Origin of the sequence: Leptospira ilyithenensis (assembly GCF_004771005.1) — a bacterium.
GTDB lineage: Bacteria > Spirochaetota > Leptospiria > Leptospirales > Leptospiraceae > Leptospira_A > Leptospira_A ilyithenensis.
Window position 1 is genome coordinate 284,114 of sequence record NZ_RQHV01000042.1, and the last position, 21,944, is coordinate 306,057.

Annotated in this window: 25 protein-coding genes and 1 tRNA gene; 15 read left to right on the plus strand and 11 right to left on the minus strand. The window is 40.6% G+C overall.

Annotation, left to right across the window (positions count from 1 at the left end; genetic code table 11):
- Positions 1–71: 71 nt before the first annotated feature.
- The 5 genes from EHS11_RS08045 to EHS11_RS08065 are packed head-to-tail and all read left to right on the plus strand — an operon-like array spanning position 72 to position 4,348.
- Complete coding sequence (locus EHS11_RS08045; protein WP_135763859.1) at positions 72–965, plus strand: LysM peptidoglycan-binding domain-containing M23 family metallopeptidase; 894 nt, start codon at positions 72–74, stop codon at positions 963–965.
- Between the two features lie 46 nt (positions 966–1,011).
- Positions 1,012–2,187, plus strand: a complete 1,176-nt coding sequence (locus EHS11_RS08050; RefSeq protein ID WP_135763860.1) for an acyl-CoA dehydrogenase family protein — start codon at positions 1,012–1,014, stop codon at positions 2,185–2,187.
- Positions 2,188–3,231 (plus strand): phosphotransferase family protein, encoded by a 1,044-nt coding sequence (locus EHS11_RS08055; RefSeq protein ID WP_135763861.1) that lies wholly within the window; start codon positions 2,188–2,190, stop codon positions 3,229–3,231.
- Positions 3,221–3,631, plus strand: coding sequence for a DUF6285 domain-containing protein (locus EHS11_RS08060; RefSeq protein WP_135763862.1), 411 nt, complete (start codon positions 3,221–3,223; stop codon positions 3,629–3,631). The genes EHS11_RS08055 and EHS11_RS08060 overlap by 11 nt, the downstream gene beginning before the upstream one ends.
- A complete protein-coding gene (locus EHS11_RS08065; RefSeq protein WP_135763863.1) occupies positions 3,632–4,348 on the plus strand; it encodes a histidine phosphatase family protein in 717 nt (238 codons plus the stop codon). It begins immediately after the preceding gene.
- Here the strand turns inward: EHS11_RS08065 and EHS11_RS08070 are convergent.
- Genes EHS11_RS08070 through EHS11_RS08085 form a run of 4 tightly spaced genes read right to left on the minus strand, consistent with a single transcriptional unit; the run spans position 4,341 to position 6,848 of the window.
- On the minus strand, positions 4,341–4,982 hold the full coding sequence (locus tag EHS11_RS08070) for a hypothetical protein (RefSeq protein WP_246047680.1): 642 nt from the start codon (positions 4,980–4,982) through the stop codon (positions 4,341–4,343). The two genes, EHS11_RS08065 and EHS11_RS08070, sit on opposite strands and share 8 nt — an antisense overlap.
- 31 nt (positions 4,983–5,013) lie before the next feature.
- On the minus strand, positions 5,014–6,030 hold the full coding sequence (locus EHS11_RS08075; protein WP_135763864.1) for an aldo/keto reductase: 1,017 nt from the start codon (positions 6,028–6,030) through the stop codon (positions 5,014–5,016).
- Positions 6,031–6,039: 9 nt separating this feature from the next.
- Entirely contained in the window at positions 6,040–6,327 is a 288-nt protein-coding gene (locus tag EHS11_RS08080; protein ID WP_109021565.1) for an acylphosphatase, read from the minus strand.
- A gap of 35 nt (positions 6,328–6,362) precedes the next feature.
- Positions 6,363–6,848, minus strand: coding sequence for an RNA pyrophosphohydrolase (locus EHS11_RS08085; protein WP_135763865.1), 486 nt, complete (start codon positions 6,846–6,848; stop codon positions 6,363–6,365).
- A 103-nt stretch (positions 6,849–6,951) separates the two neighbouring features.
- Between EHS11_RS08085 and sixA the strand changes: the two genes are divergently transcribed.
- Together sixA and EHS11_RS08095 are read left to right on the plus strand one after the other, a co-directional pair.
- Positions 6,952–7,440, plus strand: coding sequence for a phosphohistidine phosphatase SixA (gene sixA, locus EHS11_RS08090; RefSeq protein ID WP_135763866.1), 489 nt, complete (start codon positions 6,952–6,954; stop codon positions 7,438–7,440).
- 84 nt (positions 7,441–7,524) lie between these two features.
- Positions 7,525–7,596, plus strand: a tRNA-Pro gene (locus EHS11_RS08095).
- Between the two features lie 92 nt (positions 7,597–7,688).
- Here EHS11_RS08095 and EHS11_RS08100 read toward each other — a convergent pair.
- A complete protein-coding gene (locus EHS11_RS08100; protein WP_135763867.1) occupies positions 7,689–7,982 on the minus strand; it encodes an LIMLP_16025 family protein in 294 nt (97 codons plus the stop codon).
- Positions 7,983–8,087: 105 nt separating this feature from the next.
- Between EHS11_RS08100 and EHS11_RS08105 the strand changes: the two genes are divergently transcribed.
- Positions 8,088–9,122, plus strand: coding sequence for an arylesterase (locus tag EHS11_RS08105; protein ID WP_135763968.1), 1,035 nt, complete (start codon positions 8,088–8,090; stop codon positions 9,120–9,122).
- Here EHS11_RS08105 and EHS11_RS08110 read toward each other — a convergent pair.
- On the minus strand, positions 9,080–9,610 hold the full coding sequence (locus EHS11_RS08110) for a crossover junction endodeoxyribonuclease RuvC (RefSeq protein ID WP_135763868.1): 531 nt from the start codon (positions 9,608–9,610) through the stop codon (positions 9,080–9,082). The genes EHS11_RS08105 and EHS11_RS08110 overlap by 43 nt on opposite strands.
- Before the next feature lie 118 nt (positions 9,611–9,728).
- On the opposite strand from EHS11_RS08110, the gene EHS11_RS08115 reads away from it, so the two are divergent.
- Positions 9,729–11,405, plus strand: a complete 1,677-nt coding sequence (locus EHS11_RS08115) for an acyl-CoA dehydrogenase family protein (protein WP_135763869.1) — start codon at positions 9,729–9,731, stop codon at positions 11,403–11,405.
- 194 nt (positions 11,406–11,599) lie between these two features.
- Positions 11,600–12,283, plus strand: coding sequence for a class I SAM-dependent methyltransferase (locus EHS11_RS08120; RefSeq protein ID WP_135763870.1), 684 nt, complete (start codon positions 11,600–11,602; stop codon positions 12,281–12,283).
- A gap of 70 nt (positions 12,284–12,353) precedes the next feature.
- On the opposite strand, the gene EHS11_RS20465 is transcribed toward EHS11_RS08120, so the two are convergent.
- The 4 genes from EHS11_RS20465 to EHS11_RS08140 form a co-directional block, all read right to left on the minus strand.
- Positions 12,354–12,491, minus strand: a complete 138-nt coding sequence (locus tag EHS11_RS20465; protein ID WP_425460562.1) for an IS4 family transposase — start codon at positions 12,489–12,491, stop codon at positions 12,354–12,356.
- Between the two features lie 97 nt (positions 12,492–12,588).
- Complete coding sequence (locus EHS11_RS08130; protein ID WP_135763871.1) at positions 12,589–13,251, minus strand: HAD family hydrolase; 663 nt, start codon at positions 13,249–13,251, stop codon at positions 12,589–12,591.
- The gene (locus tag EHS11_RS20010) at positions 13,248–15,920 is read right to left on the minus strand and encodes a Tim44 domain-containing protein (protein ID WP_210413652.1); all 2,673 of its coding nucleotides are present in this window, start codon (positions 15,918–15,920) and stop codon (positions 13,248–13,250) included. Before EHS11_RS20010 ends, EHS11_RS08130 begins: the two co-directional genes overlap by 4 nt.
- A 52-nt stretch (positions 15,921–15,972) precedes the next feature.
- Positions 15,973–16,464 (minus strand): TerB family tellurite resistance protein, encoded by a 492-nt coding sequence (locus EHS11_RS08140; protein ID WP_246047681.1) that lies wholly within the window; start codon positions 16,462–16,464, stop codon positions 15,973–15,975.
- Between the two features lie 121 nt (positions 16,465–16,585).
- Here EHS11_RS08140 and metG point away from each other — a divergent pair, with 121 nt between their 5' ends.
- Genes metG through EHS11_RS08160 form a run of 4 tightly spaced genes read left to right on the plus strand, consistent with a single transcriptional unit; the run spans position 16,586 to position 20,893 of the window.
- On the plus strand, positions 16,586–18,616 hold the full coding sequence (metG, locus tag EHS11_RS08145; protein WP_135763873.1) for a methionine--tRNA ligase: 2,031 nt from the start codon (positions 16,586–16,588) through the stop codon (positions 18,614–18,616).
- Positions 18,617–18,634: 18 nt separating this feature from the next.
- The gene (locus EHS11_RS08150) at positions 18,635–19,924 is read left to right on the plus strand and encodes an adenylate/guanylate cyclase domain-containing protein (RefSeq protein ID WP_135763874.1); all 1,290 of its coding nucleotides are present in this window, start codon (positions 18,635–18,637) and stop codon (positions 19,922–19,924) included.
- On the plus strand, positions 19,925–20,533 hold the full coding sequence (locus tag EHS11_RS08155; protein ID WP_135763875.1) for a phosphoribosyl-AMP cyclohydrolase: 609 nt from the start codon (positions 19,925–19,927) through the stop codon (positions 20,531–20,533).
- A gap of 3 nt (positions 20,534–20,536) precedes the next feature.
- The gene (locus tag EHS11_RS08160; protein WP_135763876.1) at positions 20,537–20,893 is read left to right on the plus strand and encodes a rhodanese-like domain-containing protein; all 357 of its coding nucleotides are present in this window, start codon (positions 20,537–20,539) and stop codon (positions 20,891–20,893) included.
- Here the strand turns inward: EHS11_RS08160 and EHS11_RS08165 are convergent.
- Positions 20,890–21,366, minus strand: coding sequence for a nuclear transport factor 2 family protein (locus EHS11_RS08165; protein WP_135763877.1), 477 nt, complete (start codon positions 21,364–21,366; stop codon positions 20,890–20,892). The two genes, EHS11_RS08160 and EHS11_RS08165, sit on opposite strands and share 4 nt — an antisense overlap.
- A 52-nt stretch (positions 21,367–21,418) precedes the next feature.
- Between EHS11_RS08165 and EHS11_RS08170 the strand changes: the two genes are divergently transcribed.
- Positions 21,419–21,943, plus strand: a complete 525-nt coding sequence (locus EHS11_RS08170; protein WP_135763878.1) for an SRPBCC family protein — start codon at positions 21,419–21,421, stop codon at positions 21,941–21,943.
- The last annotated feature ends 1 nt before the right edge of the window (position 21,944 follow it).

Below are 21,944 nucleotides of genomic sequence, written 5' to 3' on the forward strand. Positions count from 1 at the left end.
TTTGAGGGATTATCGTCATCGTTTTTTTCTAATCAGCCGATCTTCTCTTTAGAAGAGAGGCAGTGCAAGAGTTGAGAAGGTACAGTAAATTTGTTTTTCCTTTGGCTTTTTTATCAGCAATCAACCTTTTTGCCACACCGATTACACTTGCAAATCTGGATTATTCGAATCCCCGCCTCAAAGACCTTCGTAATCAGGTCAAAGAAAACTTGCGACTGTCCCGATCTTCCGTGTCCGATGACAAACTCATTCCTCTCAAATACTTTCAATACAAGGTAAAAAAGGATGATTCGTTTTTTAAAATTATGGCTCGTACCGGGATGGATTTGGAAACTTTGTCTTCTGCCAATGAGTTAAGTTCCCCTCATGATTTGGCAGAAGGTATGATTTTGGAAATTCCGAATATGAGAGGTGTTTTCCATCCGGAAAGCACACCTAATACAAATCAGGCGAAAGAAGAAATATCAAAAAAATACAATATCTCCCGAGACAAATTGCAATTTGACGAATCTCGGGGAAAATGGTTTATCCCGGGTGTTATGATGGGAAAAAGGGAAAAATCATTCTTTTACGGATTTGGATTTCTTTCTCCTTTGGAAGGTGCACTCCTCACATCAGGTTATGGAAAAAGAAACGATCCTTTTACAAAAAAACAAACTTTCCACGGGGGAGTGGACCTTGCCGCCGAACAAGGATCAGATGTTCTTGCTTCCCAGGACGGGATCGTCGATTTTCGCGGCGAAAACGGCGGGTATGGAAATCTAATCATCCTAAAACATGAAATGGGTTATGAAACCCGTTATGGACATTTGAGCCGCTATCAGGTAAAACACGGTGACAAAGTCCGTAAAGGCCAAAAGATAGGGGAAGTAGGCAAAACAGGTAGAGCGACCGGTCCACATTTGCATTTCGAAGTGAGAAGAAATTCCAAGCGTCAAAAACCGGTTTTCCAAACTCATATTTAAAATTAAGTTTTACTTTCTAAGTTTCAAAAGCTAAATCTGTGATTCAATGGACTTTCAAATACCTGAATCCGTAGAATCACTCCGTAAACAAATCCGAGAATTTGTTCAGTCGGAAATCATCCCTCTGGAAAAACATTATAATTACGAAACCGGTCGTATGCCGGAAGATATCAACCAACAAGCTCGTGCTAAAGTAAGGGCAGCTGGTTTTTGGACTCCGCATCTTTCCAAAAAGGAAGGCGGCTTGGGATTGGATCAATTGGGAACTTGTATCATATTCAGCGAATTGGGTCGTTCTCCTATTGCTCCTTATATATTCAATTGCGATGCACCTGACGAAGGTAATATGCATCTTCTTGCTCTCGCTGCTACAGACAAACAAAAGGAATTGATTCTGCATCCTCTTTGCGAGGGTTCTTTAAGAACCGGCTTTGCAATGACGGAGCCTTCTCCCGGTGCAGGTTCCGACCCGACCAGTCTGCAAACCAATGCGGAAAAGATTGGCGATAAATTCGTGTTAAATGGTAGAAAGTGGTATTGCACAGGCGCCAACGGAGCAAAATACATTATCGTTATGGCGAAGGTAAACGGAAGTTTCCGAAAGACCACAATGTTCCTTGTTCCCACAACTGCCAAAGGTTATACGATGATAAGGGAGATCGGACTTATGGGTTCTCACGGACCGGGGGGACATTGCGAACTTAATTTTGAAAACGTGGAAGTTCCTGAGGATATGGTGCTTGGTCGGGTAGGAGAAGGATTTCGCCTTTCCCAGGAAAGGCTGGGCCCTGCTCGCTTAACGCATTGTATGCGCTGGACTGGTCTTGCACGCAGAGCTTTATCCATTGCACGCGAGTATGCAAAAGAAAGAGAAGTATTCAGTTCCAAGATCGCGGAACATCAGGGAATCCAATGGCTTTTTGCAGAATGCGCCACTGAAATTGAAATGGGATTTTTGTTAACTTTAAAGGCCGGTTGGCTTTTGCAAACAGGCCAGGATGCTCGCCAGGAAATCTCCATGGCGAAATGGAAAGTGAGCGAATCCCTTTGCAAAACCGTTGATACCGCAATTCAAATTTGCGGAGGAAAAGGTTATTCCAGAGATCTTCCTCTGGAATTGTTTTATAGAGATGCAAGAGCTGCAAGAATTGCGGACGGTCCGTCGGAAGTTCATAAAATGGTGATCGGACGAAATTATGTTTCCGGGAAATGGGATGCATAAATGGAAATCGCAGAATTAAAACCGGCGTTAGAATCTCATCTAACAGGAATATGGAAGAGTCCCGTCCAAATCCAAGACATCGTTCATTTGAGCGGTGGGGCTTGTCAGGACAATTTCGCCATACGATTGTCAGTTGATAGTTCTCCCGGAAACACTGAAAAAAATATAGTGCTTCGAACGGACAAGGGGGGATCTCTTTTATCTTCTCTTTCTAAAAAAGACGAGTATAAGGTTGCGGGTCTTGCTTATGCCGCAGGAGTTAAAACCCCCGAGCCGATTTATCTCGAAGAGAATGCAAATATCATCGGTGCTCCTTTTTTCCTAATGGAAAAAATTTCCGGAAAAGCAACAGGCAGATACATTATAAAAGACGCAGAGCTAAACGAATACAGAAAAACAAGAATGGTAACTGACTTAAGCGAAAATCTTGCCCGTTTGCATTCCGTAATCCTCGAGTCGGTAAAAGACGCAGAGCTCAAACAAAAATTGAAAGTCACTACTCGTGAAACTTACGTTCAAACGTCTATTGACGATTTACGCAAATCTTTGGATGAACTTCCCGAGTCTCATCCTGCGATTGAAATTTCTCTCAATTGGTTGGATAAAAACAAACCGGACGTGGATGCGATCGTACTGGTTCATGGAGATTATCGAACAGGAAATTTTATGATCACCAAAGAAGGTTTGCAAGGTATCCTGGATTATGAATTTGCCCATTGGGGAGACAGACATGAAGATGTGGCTTGGCTTTGTATGCGAGACTGGAGGTTCGGCAAACTGAATAAGGAAGTCGGCGGGTTCGGAGATCGAGCCGATTTTTATAATGCTTATTCCGATTATAATAAAATTCCAATTTTGGCAACTAAGGTTCGTTACTGGGAGATAATGGGTAATTTACGCTGGGCAATAGGATCGGCACAACAGGCGGAACGTCATCTTTCCGGAAAAGACAAAGGTATAGAACTTGCCGCCATCGGAAGAAGAACTGCAGAAATGGAATGGGAAGCAATGCGACTGATAGAAGAGGCTGAAAATGCAGTATAGACCAGAGGCCAAAGAATTATTATCCACCATCCAGGATTTACTCATCAAAGAAATTTTGCCGAAAATCGAATCTGATGAGTTTTTATCGTACAAAACTCTTGTTAGTTGGAATATGCTGGGAGTGATCATAAGGGAATCGGAAAAGGAAGATGAACAAAGTCTGGAAGAATTTCTGTCCTTATTGAAACTCGGATCGATTCTAAAAGACGCTCTTACCGTTGATCAATTCAAAGCACTTTCTCGAAAGGAAAAACTAAACCGATTGAAAGATTGGAATTCTCTTCTCGCCAAACAACTGCGAGAGACAAAGAATGCGGAAGTAGGATCGGAAACCTGGAATCAAATCAAATCGGGTCTTAAAAACAATCTTTCCGTTTCCAATCCGAGGTTCAACGCATAGATGGGATTGATTTATCTTGTTCGCCATGGCCAGGCAGACAGACTGGGAAAAGATTACGACACTCTCACTGACTTGGGCAAAACCCAAGCAAGATTGCTGGGACGGTATTTTATCCAACAAAGAATCGAATTTGATTCTGTTTTTACAGGAAACCTGCAAAGGCAAAAACAAACTGCATCGGGAATTTTGGAATCCTTTCAAAGTGAAGAGTTCTGTACGCCGAAGGCGATTGAAAATGAAAACTGGAATGAATTTGATCCCCGCTTATGGCTTTCTCTTGCTGCAAAAATCAGAAACGAAGATTCCGATTTTGCAAAATTGTATGAAAATTACAAAACTGCTTGGGAGAATGGAGATACCAAAACCAGAGATTATTTTCAGGAACTCATTCAGCGGGTGTTAGATGATTGGGTAAATGAAATTTGGGATCCGGTGGAGCCTTATAGTTTCAGTGAATACGTGAACAGAATTGTATCAGGATTCGAGTCCATCCCCAAAGATGTAAAAAGCAGTTTGGTCGTTTCTTCCAGCACTCCAGTTGCCATTGCCATGGGACTTGCCTGCGGAATGGAAAAAAGAAAATTTCCCGTTTTTATGAAATCCATTCTGAACTCATCATTGAGTATTTTCAAGCGAGATGGAAATAGTCTAGAGCCAGTTAGTTGGAATTCTGTTCCTCATTTGTATAAAAATCCTGAGCTACATACGATTATCTGATCCATGTACGTTCTTCAGGCGCAAAAGAATTTAAAAATTTTAATCTTGCTTTTGCTTTTTGACCCCAAGCGTTTCGCGGATAGTTTTTGTATAGATGTTCCAATGCCAGTCTTTCTTCTTCTACTGTTTTGGATTGTCTGATTGTGATTACAGGTTCATCCTGAAATTTGAAACTGACCCTTACATGAAAGGTGCCTAGAAATACAACCGTACCTGGCTCTAAATTCAATCGGGACGATTCGATTTCTTTTTTGTCAAAATCAATGTCTATTTTGGAAGGTTGTTTGGTGGAACCGTAAGGGAAATCGGATGCACCGCGATTCAGAAGATGAACTGCGTCGTAAATTTCATACTGGCCTTCTTTCAGGTTTTGAAAGTAGTAATAATGTTCTGAGTTTTCGGAATACTCGTAAACAAAATCTCCTTTTCGGAGGGTTACTTTTTGGAAACGCGGGTCAATCAGCTCATCTAACAAGAGTTCGTCTTTTTGCAAAGTCATTTGAACAATGATCAATGAACTTTGCGCATTTCTGGGTCCGAAGGTCGAACATTCGGGAAATAACAGAAAGAGTACAAAAAGTATAAGCCCTTTCCTAAGTAAAAAATCGATTCCTTTTTGAATCTTAATTGTCATTTCCCATATCCTACTTTATTTTATTCGTAAATTATCCCATAGGATATTGAATTTTTTTCGAAAGAACATTGAGTTCGTTCAATACATCATCTGATAAAATCAAATCGGCAGCTTTCAATGATTCTTCCAATTGTGCTACCGTATTGGCACCGATGATGGTGGAAGCCACAAAGTCATGTTGTTTGCTCCATGCAACTGATAGCGCAGTCGCGGTGATTCCCGCTCTTTCCGCAATGACTAGAATCTCCGCAGTCGAAGCAAGTGTCGCGTCATTCAAAAATCGGTTTGCCATTTTTTTCTGACGGTCTCCTTCTTTGGTATAACGGATGAACCTGGATCCTTCGGGAGGAACTTCTACATTGTATTTTCCCGTCAAGACCCCACCGGCTAATGGTGAGTAGGGGAGTAAGGAAACCCCTTCTTTGCGGCATACTTGCGCCAATTCGTCTTCAAATCTTCTGTTTAAAATACTGAAATTGTTTTGAATGGATTCGTAACGGACAAGATTGTATTTGTCAGAAGTCCAGAGACTCTTCATCAATCCGAAGGAAGTTTCGTTGGAACATCCCGCATAACGGATCTTACCTTCTTCTTTCAACTCTGTCAGTGCTTCCATAGTTTCATCATAAGGCATATCCGGGTCAGGCCAATGAGTTTGATAAAGATCGACTGTTTCGATTCCCATACGAGTCAGAGATCCTTCGATGGCACGTCGGATATGGTATTTGTCCAAGGATGTTTTTCCTTCTCTTACGGGAGGACTGAACCAGCCGTGCCCGGGTCCTGCAACTTTGGTTGCGATGAGAATCCCGTCTCTTGGTTTTGTTTTTAGCCATTTGCCGAATATTTCTTCCGTTCGGTGGACCCATGATTTTTGGGGAGGAACAGGATACAATTCTGCAGTATCGTAAAAATCAATTCCTGCATCATAAGCTCGATCTAAAATACGGAATGCTTCCGCTTCATCGCATGAGGAACCGAATGTCATTGTTCCCATACAGATTTCGGACACGACCAAACCTGTTCTACCTAAACGTCTTTTTTTCATGAAATAGAATTACCTTTTAATGGAAAATGTTCTGAATTGATTTTTTGCATCCGCCCAATCGATCGCGTGATCCGTAACTTTTGCTTTCGTAGGGCCTCTCTGCATGGCGCGGTAAAGGTCTTCTATAAAAAGTTTGTCACCTTCCACCACAGCTTCTACCTCTCCATTGGGAAGATTTTGAGTATAACCTTTGAGTCGCATTTCTTGTGCTTTTTGCATAATATAATAACGAAATCCTACTCCTTGCACCGTTCCCCTAACAACGATTCGTGCCCTTTTCTCTTCTGATTTTCCCAAACGGTTTTGCTCCTAGCTTTGTTATCTAAATTATGTTATTTTTTTAAGTCTGCAATGTAATTTTGAACAAGCGTAAAGAAAAATGGGACAAACTTTTCGTAGGCAGGTTTTTTAAAATCAACGACTACTTTGGGAATTTCCAATAAATCCATATATTTTACGGAAAGAAATTCCCTTTCAAAATGGTCTAAAGTACAGTCTTCTATCGGGTGATTCCAATAGTACAGAATCCATTTTTGGGTCTGCCCTCTGAATTTTTGCAGTTCTGTATGAAGATTGAGAAAGTTGGGAAAATCGTAGTCGAGCCAGTCTTTGTACTCCCCTACATAGGTAGCGTCTTTTACACCGATTTCTTCATAGAGTTCCCGTTCGGCGGCAGCTACATAATCTTCTCCATTATCAATCCCTCCCTGTGGAAATTGCCAGGATCCAGGAAATTCAACTCTTTCCCCGACGATCGCTTTGCCTTGAGAATTAAAAACAACTATGCCTACATTTTTTCTGTAAGGTTTGTTCGTCATATAGATTAGGATTCAGCCCAAAGAGAAAATCGCAAGAAAATCATTAATTTTTTGTTTATTACGAAAGCTACACTTTCAATCTTGGGCTTAGGAGATCTTAAGAATGAAGATCATTTTGGTTCGGCATGGCGAAGCGGAAGATCCTGCTTCAGTAAAATCGGATCAGTCTCGTACCTTGACGGAAAAAGGGGTAAGAGACATTCATAAAATCGGTAGGTTCATCAACAACTCATCTTTAAACGTGAGTCAAGTTTACTATAGCCCCTACACTCGCACCCGTTTAACAGCCGAAATCCTTTCCGAAGAAATCAATTTCAAAGGATCGCCGGTTCAGGCAAACGAACTCGCCGCCGGAGTCGGTTGTTCCCACATTCTTCCCAATCTATTAAAACTTACCAATTCCGATACTGTCTTGTTAGTTGGACATAATCCGGATATCACACATTTTGCAGCACAACTTTTGGGGAATACCTGTCTTACGGACAACCTGGTATTTCAGCCTGGTTCGACGGTTGCAATCAACGTAGCTCGTGAAAAATTCGCACACGGCCAAATCATCTGGGCAATGTCACCTGACATTTTAGATGATTGATAAAAGTCCGTTTTTCTCAAATTCCTTGTAGCATTTCGTAAAGCTTGACCAGCGTCTTAGTTTTGTTTTTTTGACTAAGAAACACGGGGTGTAGCGCAGCGGTAGCGCACTTGTCTGGGGGGCAAGGGGTCGCCGGTTCAAATCCGGTCACTCCGATTGTTTTGCTTTTTTTCTTCCTCTCAAAACAAAAAAACCAGCAGACTTTCGCCTGCTGGAATCAAATTCAGGATAGTGAGAACAGTTTAGTTTTAAGAAGAGGGCTTTTGCTTTTTTGCTTCTCTTTCTTTATTAAAGTAATTTACGACACTGTCTTTGAATTCGTCGATACGGACGATTCCCCAGGCAACGCCCATTTTTACTTTCAGAGCTCCATCGCTTGTATCTTTTTCACCTTGCTCAGAGAGTTTCTTGAAGTTGGTTTCGAACTGACTTCTTTTGTCGTTCAAATCAACTACGAGCTTTTCCCAAACTTCTTTAGAAGTTTTGACTGCTCCGATACTAGCGTTTACGATTCCATGTATTTTGTTTTCCACATTGCTCATAGGAGTTTGCTCCCTTATATGATTCCATTATTTTGCACTGCACAAAAATGGCAAGTCAAAAATTAATTTCTAGTGAAAATACCACAATCTGCTAAACTTAAGTACATGTTCCGATTTCATTTTATTTTTGTAGCAATTTTTATTAGTTTTGCATTCTCTTGCAGTGCTCAGGTGCAAAAAAAGCCAATCGAAGGCTGTTTCCGAATCGCCGGGGTTCCCGGTCCGGAGGATATCGAGCTAGTTTCGGCTAACGGAAAACCTAACATCATCATATCAAGCCATGATAGGCGTAATATGGAATCAATCGGCGGGCTTTTTATCTTTGATCCGAACAGTGCCTCAAAAGAGGAGGCTGTAACACTTATTAAAACAAACTATCCGGAAAACTTCAGGCCGCATGGATTTAGTTATGCGAGAGTGAAAGGTAGGGATACTTTAGCTGTGATTTCCCACACTCTTAGAAAAGTAAATCCCCATACGGTTGAAATTTTCGAACATGATGGTAAAGTCTGGATTCATAAAAAAACTCTGGAAGACGAAAGTCTGACCAGCCCGAATGATTTGTTTCTTACCGAATCGGGAGAAATTTTTGTTTCCAATGATCATGGCAGTCCGGGCAAAACAAGGCAGTTCTGGGATCTTTTGATTCGAAACGGTCGCGCCGATATCGCTTATTATGATGGAAATAAGTTTTATCCTTTGGATAAACCGGTGTTATTGGGAAATGGAATTCTCATCCGAAAGGAAGCCGGTATTGAAAAATTATACAGATCCGTATTTTGGGAGCAGGCTTTATTTGTTTATGAGGTTCAACGAAATCAAAACGGGTTTCCCAATTTAAAGTATTTGAAAAAAATTTCCATCGGAAGCGGCCCGGATAATATCATTCAAGATGAAAAAGGGGATTTATGGGTGGCGAGTCATATTTCCACCTGGCGTTTTTTGAAACACGCATCCGACAAAGATAATCTTTCTCCTTCTCAGATTTTTCGCATAGATGGAAAAACAAATGAGACGTTTGAAGTGTATGCGAACGAAGGAGAAGAAATTTCCGCAAGCAGCACAGGCCTTCCCTTTAAGAATAAACTTTATATCTCTCAGGTCTTTGAAGATTTTATTTTAAGCTGTCCGAAACCATGAAGTAAAGATTTTCCCACAAATGCTACGGCAATGGCGTCCCAAGAGTCGTCATGGCCTTTTAAGTCATGGAACCCTAAGATCATTTTGATCGCGGCCCGGACTTCTTTTTTATTTGCATTTCCATTGGCGGAGATTCCTTTTTTCACTTGAGTGGCAGTCGGTTGGACCACAGGGATATTGTTTTCACCTAAGCTGAGTAAGATGACTCCCCTGGATTCGGAAACCCTCATACCTGTCGTCACATTGGTTACGAAAAAAAGTTCTTCTACGGAACCGAATTCCGGTTTGAATTCATTTATGATTTGGTCCAGTTCCGTTTTGATTTGAATCAAATTGTCGGGCGAAGGAGTTTTCGGAGGAACTTCTATGGTTCCGTAGATGATCAAATTCGGTTTGGAGCGGTTGGAATCCGGGAAATCTAGGACTGCATAACCTACACGATGGGAGCCTGGATCGATTCCAATGATTCTTAATCCTTTCGCTTCCACTAGATCTAGTTATGTCACTCTAATTGATTCGTCAACCTGCATTGTCAAAAAATGCAAATGACAGGGTACTTTCCCTCTATATATTGGAATAAAACCATCCCGCAGGTATGAAACTAGCATGACCGCAACGGCAGTGAAACTCGAAAAATCCCAAGCTGAAAAGGCTCTTCAAGCCCAAGCATCCCTCTTAAAAGAACTAACGCAACGTCTGGCGAAAAAAAATTCCGACAACGGAAAAGTTTCCGTCAGTAAAATGGACAAGACCCAACATGTTTTCTACCAACTCGCTTGGATGACCGCACAACAACGTGTGGCTGAGAACTTTATCGTCTATGCATGGGACTCATCCAAAGGAACAGGCGAGTTAGAACAAAAGATGGCTCTTTCCTTTGCAGGAGAAACCGTTACTAATATTCGTTCGGAATTATCTGCAAGACCCGCAGAATACGAACTTACCTACCAAGAAATTTTTTCCAAACTATATACCGACGAAATCAATGCCTACGTGGAAGCGGCTGCAAAGATTGACAACTATACTGAGATTGTAGACAAGATCGTAGACCTCGGTCATTTCGGTGCTTACGGTCTTTCCGAAGATCATGAAAATTTCAGACAGATTTTCAAAGATTTTGCTGAAAACGTAGTGGTTCCCCGCGCGGAACATGTCCATCGCCATGATGATCTGATCCCGGAAGAAATCATCAACGGATTGAAAGACATGGGCTGTTTCGGTCTTTGTATCCCTGAAAAATTCGGTGGTATCCAACCGGATGACCGTCCTGACAACATATCCATGTTAGTTGTAACAGAAGAACTTTCCCGAGGTTCTCTCGGTGCCGCGGGATCACTCATCACCAGACCTGAAATCATGTCCAAGGCGCTTCTCAAAGGAGGAACCCAAGAACAAAAAGACAAATGGCTTCCTCTACTTGCATCCGGCGAGCGTATGGCAGGCATTATGGTAACTGAACCGAATTACGGTTCCGATGTTGCTGGCATTTCCGTAACTGCAAAAGAAGTGGCAGGCGGATTTGTGATCAATGGTGTAAAAACCTGGTGCACATTCGCAGGTTATGCAAATTTACTTTTGATTCTTTGCAGAACTGAATCGGATCCAAGTCTTAAACACAAAGGCCTTTCCATCCTACTTGCTGAAAAACCGAGTTTCCTCGGACATGAATTCAATTACAAACAAGAAGGCGGCGGAGTGATCCAAGGAAAAGCAATCGGAACGATTGGATACCGAGGAATGCATTCTTACGAAGTATCTTTCGAAGATTATCTTGTTCCTAAAGAAAATCTTTTGGGAGGAGAAGCTGGACGCGGAAAAGGATTCTATTTCCAAATGGAAGGATTTGCCGGCGGACGTATCCAAACTGCAGCTCGTGCCAACGGTGTGATGCAGGCTTCTTTGGAAGCTGCTCTTCGTTATGCGCAAGAAAGAAAAGTATTCTCGAAGCCGATTTACGATTATACTCTTACTAAATTCAAAATTGCAAAAATGGCGATGATCGTCCAAGCAACAAGACAGTATACAAACTATGTAGCTACACTTTTGGACAACCACAAAGGCCAAATGGAAGCTACTCTAGTAAAATTGTATGCATCTAAGATTGCAGAGTGGGTTGCCCGCGAAGCGATGCAAATTCACGGTGGTATGGGGTATGCGGAAGAATATCCAGTATCTCGTTACTTTGTGGATGCTCGAGTGTTCTCGATCTTTGAAGGTGCGGAAGAAGTGATGGCACTTAGAGTGGTTGCAAAAGACTTACTCGACCAAGCACTTTCCGCTTAATTCAAATTCAAGTTTGAAGAAAGACCCCACAAGACCAATTCTTGTGGGGTCTTTTTATGCATAAATCCCGGCGCAAGTCGATGTCCCGGTTTCGGTTTTTGATTTACGTATTTCGACGAGAACCTTAAGCTCTTTGTCATGCGAAGTTTGGGATTTTTTATCCCCTATATTGATGGATTTAAGGCTTTTATCGAATGAGTTTATTGAAATACAATCGGATTCCCGAGCCTGAGTTGATGGAAAGCAAGGAACAAGTCCTTGCTTATGCGGAAGCAGACTTTGCACTTCCTCATTCAATGATCATCCAAGCTTTAAAGAATCAATTGAATTCAAGGTTCCATCCTGGTTTTGTCCTGGATTTAGGTGCCGGTTCGGGAGATATGACTTACCGATTGTATGAAGCATTCCCAACTAGCAAGATTTATGCGATAGACGGCTCGGAAGAGATGTTAAATGCCAACAGAAATTATTTTCAAAAGAAAAACGTTACTGCGAATATAGTTTGGGAAAATCACAAAATCCAGGATTGGATTCCAGAATCGGGCTTTGATCTTATTTTTTCGAATTCTTTATTGCACCATCTAACAGATCCTTATGATTTTTGGAGTGCGATTCAAAGATCCACATATGAAGAAAGTTTTATTTTTATTGCAGATTTGCTTCGTCCGGATTCGTTTGAGGAAGCGGACCATTTAACACAGAAATATGCTAAGGAAGAAAAACAGATTTTAAAAGAAGATTTTTATAATAGTTTATGTGCTGCATATACAATGGAAGAGCTGCAAATAATGTTGTCCAAGCTTAGGTTGAATGGAAAGCTTCATTTGGAAGTAATCAGCGACCGTCATTGGATTTGTTATTCCCGATTGAGTCCTTAGTTAAATAGCGATGAATCGGGCAAAAAAGCGAACTTATTTGAAGAAAATTTTTAAAAATTCCATCATCGCTTTACAAGAGAAAGGTGGTATGGGGAACTCCAGGGTGTCCATCTCCTTTTCTACCGAGATGTCCGCCAAGTTTCCCTATCTGGCGCATAACTAAAGATAGTTTCGGAACTTCATTCGGAACGTCTTTGGACATATACAGCCTTGCGTGAAGTGCCTTCCATTCATGTTCTTCAAATAAAACGGATGCTGGTAAATTAGGGCGGGGAGTACAATCACCGCCTCCCTCACGTTCGCTTCTATCGACCTTCCTTCAACACTTTGTCCAATTCCGCAAAGGATTCGACATAGGGGATCTTCTCCCGATCAAAAACGATTTGTTCCCTCTCACCGTGAGCCATTCCCAAAAACTGCAATCCATAGCCTGTCGATGAGAGGTAGTCACTGATGGAGTCTCCAACATATAAAATTTCTTCTCTCCGTATGGAGAACATCTCTAGTTTTGATAACATCGGTTCGAACACTTTCGGATCGGGTTTATGAACATGTGTATCTTCCGCCGTTTGGACGCTTACAAAGAGAACCAAGTCGAATAACATAAGTTCCAATTCCTTAAAAACTCTTTTATGACTGGAAGAACTGAGTATACCAAGCTGGTATTGTTTTTGAAATTGATAGATATATTCTTTTGCACCTGGATAAGGAATATTATCATCCCTGTCACAGTAGTCGTTATAAGTTTTCCAAAGAAAATCCAAGTCTTTGGAATGATTTCCAAAAATCTTTAAGAGAAAATCATTTCCCGGGATTCCCCAAGCGGAGTCAATTTGCTCGTTTGAAAGTTTAAAATCAAAAGTTTCATTTGCAATTGTCTGCAATGTTTTGTATCTGATCTGTCTTGTCTTTGCAATCGTATCATCATAATCAAATACAATCGCTTTAATAGATTTTAAATCCATCATGCAATATCGTCTAACAACCAATCGTTTACAGTTTCTGGAATCGGTTCATTACAATAGGAACAATGGGTCGCATCCAATTCAGGATAAGGAGCACCACAGTTTTTACAAGCTGATTCTCCGAATCCGAGCTTGGTATCTCTCGTTCTATTCAAAATCAGTTTTACGATATTTCTTTTGTGTTCCGGAAGCGCATTATAACTTCTCGCGGCACTCCATCTGAAATGGCAGTCCGCTTGAAATGAGTCGCCTTGTTTATTTAAATTTTGCATCTCCGCAGAACCGATTACCGGAATATAAAACACTTCTTTTTGTTTTGATTTTTTGAGAATGATGGGGCTAGCAGTTTCCCTTTTTAAAATACTTTCGTTACCCAAAGACTTGGCATAGATCCATTTCCAGAGCAGCGCAGAAGCTCTATCTTCCAATAATTGTACAGACGTGGGACAATCAGGATATTTTCCCGAAAAGGATTCGTTATTTACAAAACGATCCGGATTCCATTCCACTTCTTGAGTAATTTCGGATAAAACCCAATCATATTCTCCCGAGTTGAATATATTCCCACAATACTGGCATTTGGTGGTGATGTGACTGGTAATTGTATCACTCCCGCAGGAAGGACATTGGTTATGAATCAGATCCTTTCCGATTTGCGTTATTGCGGAAGTTTTTCTGGAAAAAGAATAAACTTCACGATAAAAACCTTTATTTGTATTTTTAAACTCTCTCTCGATATCCGAACTGCCCATAGAAATGGGAACTGTAATATCTTTGGCAGAACAATCTAACATCACATGAACGGTTTGGTAATCTGAAAAGGAATCAAATCCCACAATTGACTGACGATCAATTCTAAAGTCCTTCATTAGATTTTGATTCTTATCCACTTCTTTTAAAAGTTTCAATTGAATTTGAAATCTTTGAAACACGCCGGCAGAAATGAAATGTCTTGCCGGTTCCATGTTTCCGCCAGACCAAGACTCAACGATTCTTTCCACGATAAACTTCGATTTGGCGAAAAAATCAGCTTCGTTGAAATCGGGGTCGTTTATTTTGATTCGGCTTACAGTAATTGTTCTCGCTTGTAAAACTTGAAATTTTTTCTTTGCTGTGTTTTTGAAGAAATAAACAATCAAAAACGGCGCAATCAGCAATAGAGTGGAAAAAGCTAAATATTCAATGTTGCTACCGCTTCCGGGAGCAATAAAAAAGAATCGCAAAGCTGAAAAATAAACGAGGAAAGGATTGGTATGGAATGTATCGCTCTCGGTTTCGATTTGGATCAAAGGTAAATAACCTTCGGGAAAACTACCTTTCCAGTTGATGATAAAATGATTTTTGTTTTTTTCAATTTCTAACGGTAATTCTACCACTCCGATGGGAGTATAATATGAATTAAGATGGGCCAAAAATAACTTTATATCGGCTTTTCCTTCCGTTTCTTCCGGAAGAACGATTTCTAAAGAGAAAGAAGCAAGTTTAGCTGTAGAATAACTTCCCAAGTGGAAAGGGGAAAAGCGAATGATTTCTTTCTTTCCATCGGGAGATTTTGCATTTTCGCCTAATTTTAAAAAGGTGACATTGCTGATTTTCAAATTTCGATTTTGATCATCCGTTTCCGATTGGTCGGACAGTAATTGTCCGCTGAACAGATGCCAGAAAGAAGTTTTCAAATCACCTTCAATTCCGAAAATCATTTGGTATTTAGGAAAAAACCAGGAAACAATAGACCCTCTCTTGGTAGAGCTGAGATAATATGCCATTGTATCAAATTCGAGATGAGGAGTTTCCCATTCCGAGAAAGATTTTTGGAATACTTTGATAGTACCTTCGTGTCGGTTGATTCCGTTTTTTTGGATATAGGTGGTTTGTTTGACCGTATAAAAATCTTTTTCCTCTCCTGGGCTTGGATTTTTATTCGCTAAACTTAGATTAGTTGATATTTCAGGGAATGCGGTAAATACCAAAGCAGTATATTCGGGACGAACGGAAGAAAAATCGACGGAAACTTTATTTTCCGTTTTTATAAGTGCAATCGGTCCGGTCTGATAATCCGAGACGGAAGTGTCGTAGTATTTCTCCGTAAGTTGAAAGGATTTCCAACGGATTTCCGGGTCCCAGGAGATTTCAAGTTCGGAACCTGCAGTTGGTACCGAGTTTTGATTGATTTCCCAATAAACAACCGATAGGTTGCCTATGAAATCTGCTCCTTTTTCCAATTCGTAATTCAATTCCAAAGGAGTCGCGGTTTTATTGGTTTTTTCGGGCCAGCTTACATCCAATTGCCAATCTAATGCAGATGGCTGGTATGTCTCCGGTGTAACGGAGGACTTGGTGACCTTCCAGTTGGAAAGCACCGGAAATTTCTTTCGAACAATCCCTACTTTTGCGGTATTAGAAAGAACAGTCATTGTTTCCCTTACGGTCGCTCCGCCATCTGCTTTGAAATGAATATAAATTTTATGATTTTCCGATCGAAAGTATGCAGTCGGTTCCGGGGAAGAAATATATGAATTGCCAGACGCATAACTGGAACTAGATGATGAAGATCTGGTCGAAGAAGAATAACTAGAACGGTATGAGGATGAATGACTAGAGCTGGAGCGAAAAGAAGATCTGGAAGAAGAGGAAGATCGGTAAGAGCCGCCCATTCCCGGACGAGATTCCAAATGGAAAGTCGGGAACAGAAAGAAAACGATTATGAAAGCGGAAAAAATCGGTTTAAGAAATGTATTTTTTTTCAACCTGGTGTTTGTCCATAAGTGAAATCTGCAATTCAAGTGCGAGTTCGTCTAAAAATTCACGTTCTTCCTGATTGATGGTTCCGTCGGACGCAACAATGCAAACAGCGTCTTCAAAAAAATTGAGAGCATACTGATCATTGTCGATTACCGCCTTTGTTACCGTTTTCATAGGAAGCGGTTCGTCAAAGGTTTTGGAAAGAATTTGTAAAACTTCCTTACGTTTGTCTTTGTATTCGCTGAGAAGACAATTCGGTTCGAATAAAACGTTCACCATTTCCGAAACCAGCTCGCTTTCCCCGGATTTGAGTTTGCCATCTACGTTGCAGGCATAGGACCAGAGGCTAAGTAAAATTTTTGCATATTCAATATGTAGGTCTCCCTCAAAATCTCCCGAGTGATTTAGAGATTCCGGGTGGGAATTCTTATGTTCCTTTACCCTTTTCAGATTTTGCAAAATTTTTTTAGGCATCGCAACCGATGATCCTAATTTCGATTTTTTTCCCTTCAACTTCATTTTTTGAAAGTTTTCTTAAAATTTACCAAAAATTGGCTGAATTGCTTCTTTCTTTCAGGAGAGTGGAACTTATCTTATGGGCAAAAAAATCCTTGTTACTAGTGCACTTCCGTATGCAAACGGCTCCATCCATCTGGGTCATGTTTTGGAAGCAATACAAACCGATACCTGGGTTCGTTTTCAAAAGTTAGTTGGAAATGAATGTTATTTCTTCTGTGCCGACGACACTCATGGCACTCCTATTATGATCGCTGCAAAAAAAATGGGAAAAACTCCCGAAGAATTGATTGGAGAAGTGCAGAAAGAACATTATAAGGATCTGACTTCCTTTTATGTAGAGTATGACAATTATTATACGACAAATTCGGAAGAAAACAAAACCTATTCCGAATCCATTTATTTGACTCTCAAAAAAAAAGGGCATATTACTTCAAGAAACATAGAACAATCGTTTTGTGAACATGACAATATGTTTCTTCCCGACAGATTTATCAAGGGAACCTGTCCTAAGTGCGGCGCCAAAGATCAGTATGGCGATTCATGTGAAGTTTGCGGTACAAGTTATTCTCCCAAAGATCTAAAAGATTCCCATTGTGCATTATGCGGAAATACTCCCGTACTGAAAGAATCCAAACATCTGTTTTTCAAGCTCCAGGACTTTCAGGATAAGTTGAAAACGTGGATGGAAACAGGGAATCGTTTACAGGAAGGTGCTCAGAAAAAATTGCAAGAATGGTTCGGCTCGGGTCTTCAGGAATGGGATATCAGTCGTGATGGTCCTTACTTTGGTTTCGCGATCCCGGAAGAAGAAAATAAATTTTTCTATGTTTGGTTGGATGCGCCTATCGGTTACATGGCATCATCTTCCAATTTTTTCAAAAGCGAACAGAAGTTTAACGAGTTTTGGAAAGACGGCAAGGGGGAAATTGTTCACTTTATCGGAAAAGACATCCTTTATTTCCACGGGCTTTTTTGGCCTGCGATGCTTATGGGTTCCGGTTTTCAAACGCCGGAACAATTGAATGTTCACGGTTTTTTAACCGTCAATGGTGAAAAAATGTCCAAATCCAGAGGAACATTCATCAATGCATCAACTTTCATCCGTTATCTGGATCCGGAACATTTCCGTTTTTATATGGCATGTCGTTTGGGAAACGGAATGGAAGATGTGGATATTTCTTTTGATGATTTTGTTTCCCGTGTGAATTCGGATCTGATCGGCAATTTGGTGAATTTGGTTTCCAGGGTTTCCACTTCCATCCTGGACAAATTGGATCGCAAATTAGGATCTCTCACGCCGGAAGGAAAATCTCTGTTGGAAGACCTACTTGCAAAAGAAGATGAAATTAAAGACGCATATCAAAATCGAAATTATTCAAAGGTGATGAGAGAAATTACCTCGCTGGGTGATAAAGTGAATAAATATGTTAATGATTACGCTCCTTGGAATTTAATCAAAACGGATGCAGAAAAAGCGCGCGAAGTGGTAACAGTATCAAGCAATTGTGCAAAGATATTATTCACTTATTTAGCGCCCGTTACACCTGTGATCAGCGACGAAGTTCGAAAACTTTATAATCTGGACAAATTGGATTTTGCAAACATTAGAAAACCTTTGGAAAATATCACGCTTGCTCCTTATGCAATGTTATCCAAGAGAGTGGAAGAAAAAAACATTCAGGCGATGATCCAAGATACGAAAGATGCTTATGAAAAAGCGCAAAAGGAAACAAAATTGGAAACAGTAAAAACAGAACCGGCGAAAGAAGTTACTGAATCGGGAACGATTACCATCGATGAACTTGCAAAAGTTGAATTGCGTGTAGGACTCATTCGGGAAGCAAATCATGTGGAGGGTGCCGATAAACTTTTAAATGTCAAAGTGGATTTGGGGGAAAAAGGAATCAAAAATGTATTTGCAGGCATCAAAGCTTCTTATGCACCGGAGGATCTGATTGGAAAGAAGGTAGTCGTAGTAGCCAATTTGAAACCACGACAAATGAAATTCGGACTTTCCGAAGCTATGTTACTCGCTTCCGGAAAAGACAAAACTTTATCCCTTTTTGTTCCAGATAGAAATGCAGAACCGGGAGATCTTCTTAAATAAAGAAGATAGATCAATCGAATGGCAACACAAGCGGAACAGATCTTAAAGGAAAAAGAAATCCAAGGCATTGTTTTCAGTCTATATGGAAAGATTTTTGTTTCCACTTTACTTGTTATCATTACTTTTTTTGTGACTCAAACTTTGTATGAAGTAATGATTATTAGTTTGGTCAATTTATGCCTAATATTCGTTATGTCCATTATGATTCGCCTTGTTCAAAAAAACAAAGCGGTTGTATATGTCGGATTATTCTGTATTTTGGTTGATTTGTTGATTATCACTATTTTGCCTTTTGTTTGGTACCATGCCGTGGGTGGTGAATCGATTCCAAGGACTTATCTGATTAAAACTTCTACCCATTACATAATTGTCTCCACATTGATCTTAAATGCATTTACTCTTCAACCCATTTATCCTTTGTTATATTCATTTGGTGTCGTGATAAGCCAGGCTTGGATGCTGTTATATGCCAAAGCGGATCCAAGGTTTTTGAGCACAGAGAGTTTCAAAGAAGCGTTTTTGGGAAGTGCAGCCCATGTGAACAATTACATCACAAATATGGGAGTCATAGCTATTTTGGGATTTATTCTTGCCTATTTGACTTTCCGCATTCGCAAAACAGTGTTAGTTGCTGCATCCAATGAAGTCAGATCCAGCCAGCTCTCCCGTTATTTTTCTCCTAATGTGATCCAAGAGATGGCTTCTGCGGAAGAGAGTTTTTTCCAACCGGGTGGAAAGGAGATGAACGTAGCAGTCATGTTTTGCGACATTGTCGGGTTCACTCAAATTTCAGAACAACTCGGCCCTGAAAAAACAATGTCTTTCTTATCGGAATACCATTCCCAGATGATGGGTTCCATTTTCGAATACAGAGGGACCTTGGATAAGTTCATAGGCGATGGAATGCTAGTTACCTTCGGAACTCCCAAACCTTCTCCGGAGGACGCTAAGAATGCAATTCTTGCGGGACTTGCCATGCAGAAAAAGGTAGCGGATTGGAATGAAAAACGTATTATTATAAATGAAAAACCGATTTCCATTCGGATTGGAATCCATTACGGCGCAGTCATTGTGGGAAATGTGGGAATTTCCACAAGGCTCGAATACACTGTGATAGGTGACGCAGTGAATGCCGCCAGTAGAATTGAAGCAATGGGAAAAGAAGTGAAAAAATCTTTTCTGATTTCCAAAGATTTGTTTGATCAGGTGAAAGACACAAATTCCATTCATGCCAAGTTCAAATCTTTGGGAAGTTTTGCTCTCCGTGGCAAAGCGAAAGCAACTGAAATTTTATCTGTGGAAACTTGAATGATCTCTCCTCCTAAAAATGCAAATATCGTTCTATTGGAAAAAACAAAATCGGAATCTTTCTCTTATCACTTGAAAATTTCCGATTACGATAATACCATCCTTTGGCTGAACCAGTATAAAGCCGATCCTGATTGTCAATTGTATGTAGATTGTGATGATGATTGTTTTTTGGCATCAACGGAACTTGCCGTAACAAAGGATAAATATATTTCCATTTGGAAAGGAGGGAAAGTTTTGGTGTCCGATTCGGAACTAAACCGGCTACTGACACTTGCTCCTGAGCTTTTTCCTTTTCTTGCTGTAGATGAATCCGGACAAGAACTGATGTTAGCTTGGGGAAAGAGGGTTTCTCTTGAACAGGCCTTGCAAACAGGAATTGGAACTTATTTCAGTCGGTCCCGTAACAAACCTTGGATCAAAGGCGAAGAATCCGGTCATTTGCAAAACTTGAAAGAAATTTATATTTCTCAGGATCCTTATTATATCATGTATCGCACGGACCAGAAAGGTGCTGCCTGCCATACGGGATATTATTCTTGTTTTTTTCGAAAGCTAGAACAAGGGAATCAAGTCAAATTAGTGTACAATAACAAGGTTGGAGAATGATTTATGAATAAATATATTATAGTGTTCATATTGATTGCAGTGGCTGTTTTATTATTTTATAAAATCAGAAGTTCATTTGCAGCCGATTCCAATAAAGTCAAACAAAGGATAGCCGAGGGTGCTCTCGTAGTTGATGTGCGCACCCCTCAGGAATTTCAAGTCACTCATTTTCCAGGCGCAGTCAATATACCTGTAGATCAGGTGGAAATGCGACTAGTAGAGTTTGGGGCAAAAGACCGATCGATAGTCATCTACTGTGCGTCAGGTGGTCGTAGTGCCAGCGCAAAATCCGTTTTGGAATCTATGGGATTCAAAGAAGTCATCAACGCCGGCGGGCTATCGAATATGCCGAAGTATTAACTGATTTTTTTCCTCTTCATGTACATTTGCAATCCTGTAACTGCTTCCTTACGGATTTTACTTTGAAGGGAAGGAAGCCAACCTAGAAAAGTCCCTGGATTGCCCAGAGCCATTCCTGCCCATTTCCAAAGATTGAAACTGTCTTTGTGAGTTTTGATCTTTCCATCTTGGAAGGTAAACTCCGCATGAATTTTATTATAAACCATTCTACCTGTTTTGCTAAAACTGTAGTCGGCTTCCCAATCGGCGGATCCTTTCTGGTCGTCGGCTTTTACATTTTGAAAGCGAACTGTAAGGTTTTGGCCGCGCTCCACAAGCATTAGCCACATTGCTCCCACTTCTTTTCCTTTTAGGTTTTTAAAAACAGGATCGGAGAATTCCGCATCCGAATGGTAAGATGTCGCCATTGTGCTTCCGTCTTTGGACTGGAAAGCAGTATAAAATTTTTGAATTAACTCTTCGTTTGGGTGCATATAGGGAACAAATTTTCTTGCCTAAACGGAGAATCTGCAAGAAGAAAATGATATGAGTCGAACTTTAAAATTTTCCATCGCGCTTTCCATGGTTCTCGTCCTGCTTGTAGGACTTTTTTTAGGGATTGGATTTTTTCAGAATCCGAAGTTTGAAGGAACTAAATCGGAAACGATCAATGCTTCAAAAGAAGAAATTTGGAGATACATCACGGATATAAACGATCTTCCCAATCGTAGAAAGGAAGTTTTGAAAGTGGAAGTTCTGAAAAAAGACGATACTACCATCCCCAAGCTTTGGAAAGAACATACGGATATGGGTGGCTATATGACATTTGAAAGAGGAGAAACCGTCCCCAACCAAAAGATAGAAATCATTTTGGCGGATTCTTCATTCAAAATGAAAGGATCTTGGACTTATGAAATCAGCGAAGCAAACGGTTATAGTAAATTATCCATTACGGAAAAATCGGAAATAGGTAGCCCTGTTGTGAGAGGCGCCTACTTCCTTGCGGGAAGAGACAGCACACTCAGACAGGAATTGGAAATGGTGAGAAATCATTTCCAATCCGGAAAGTAAA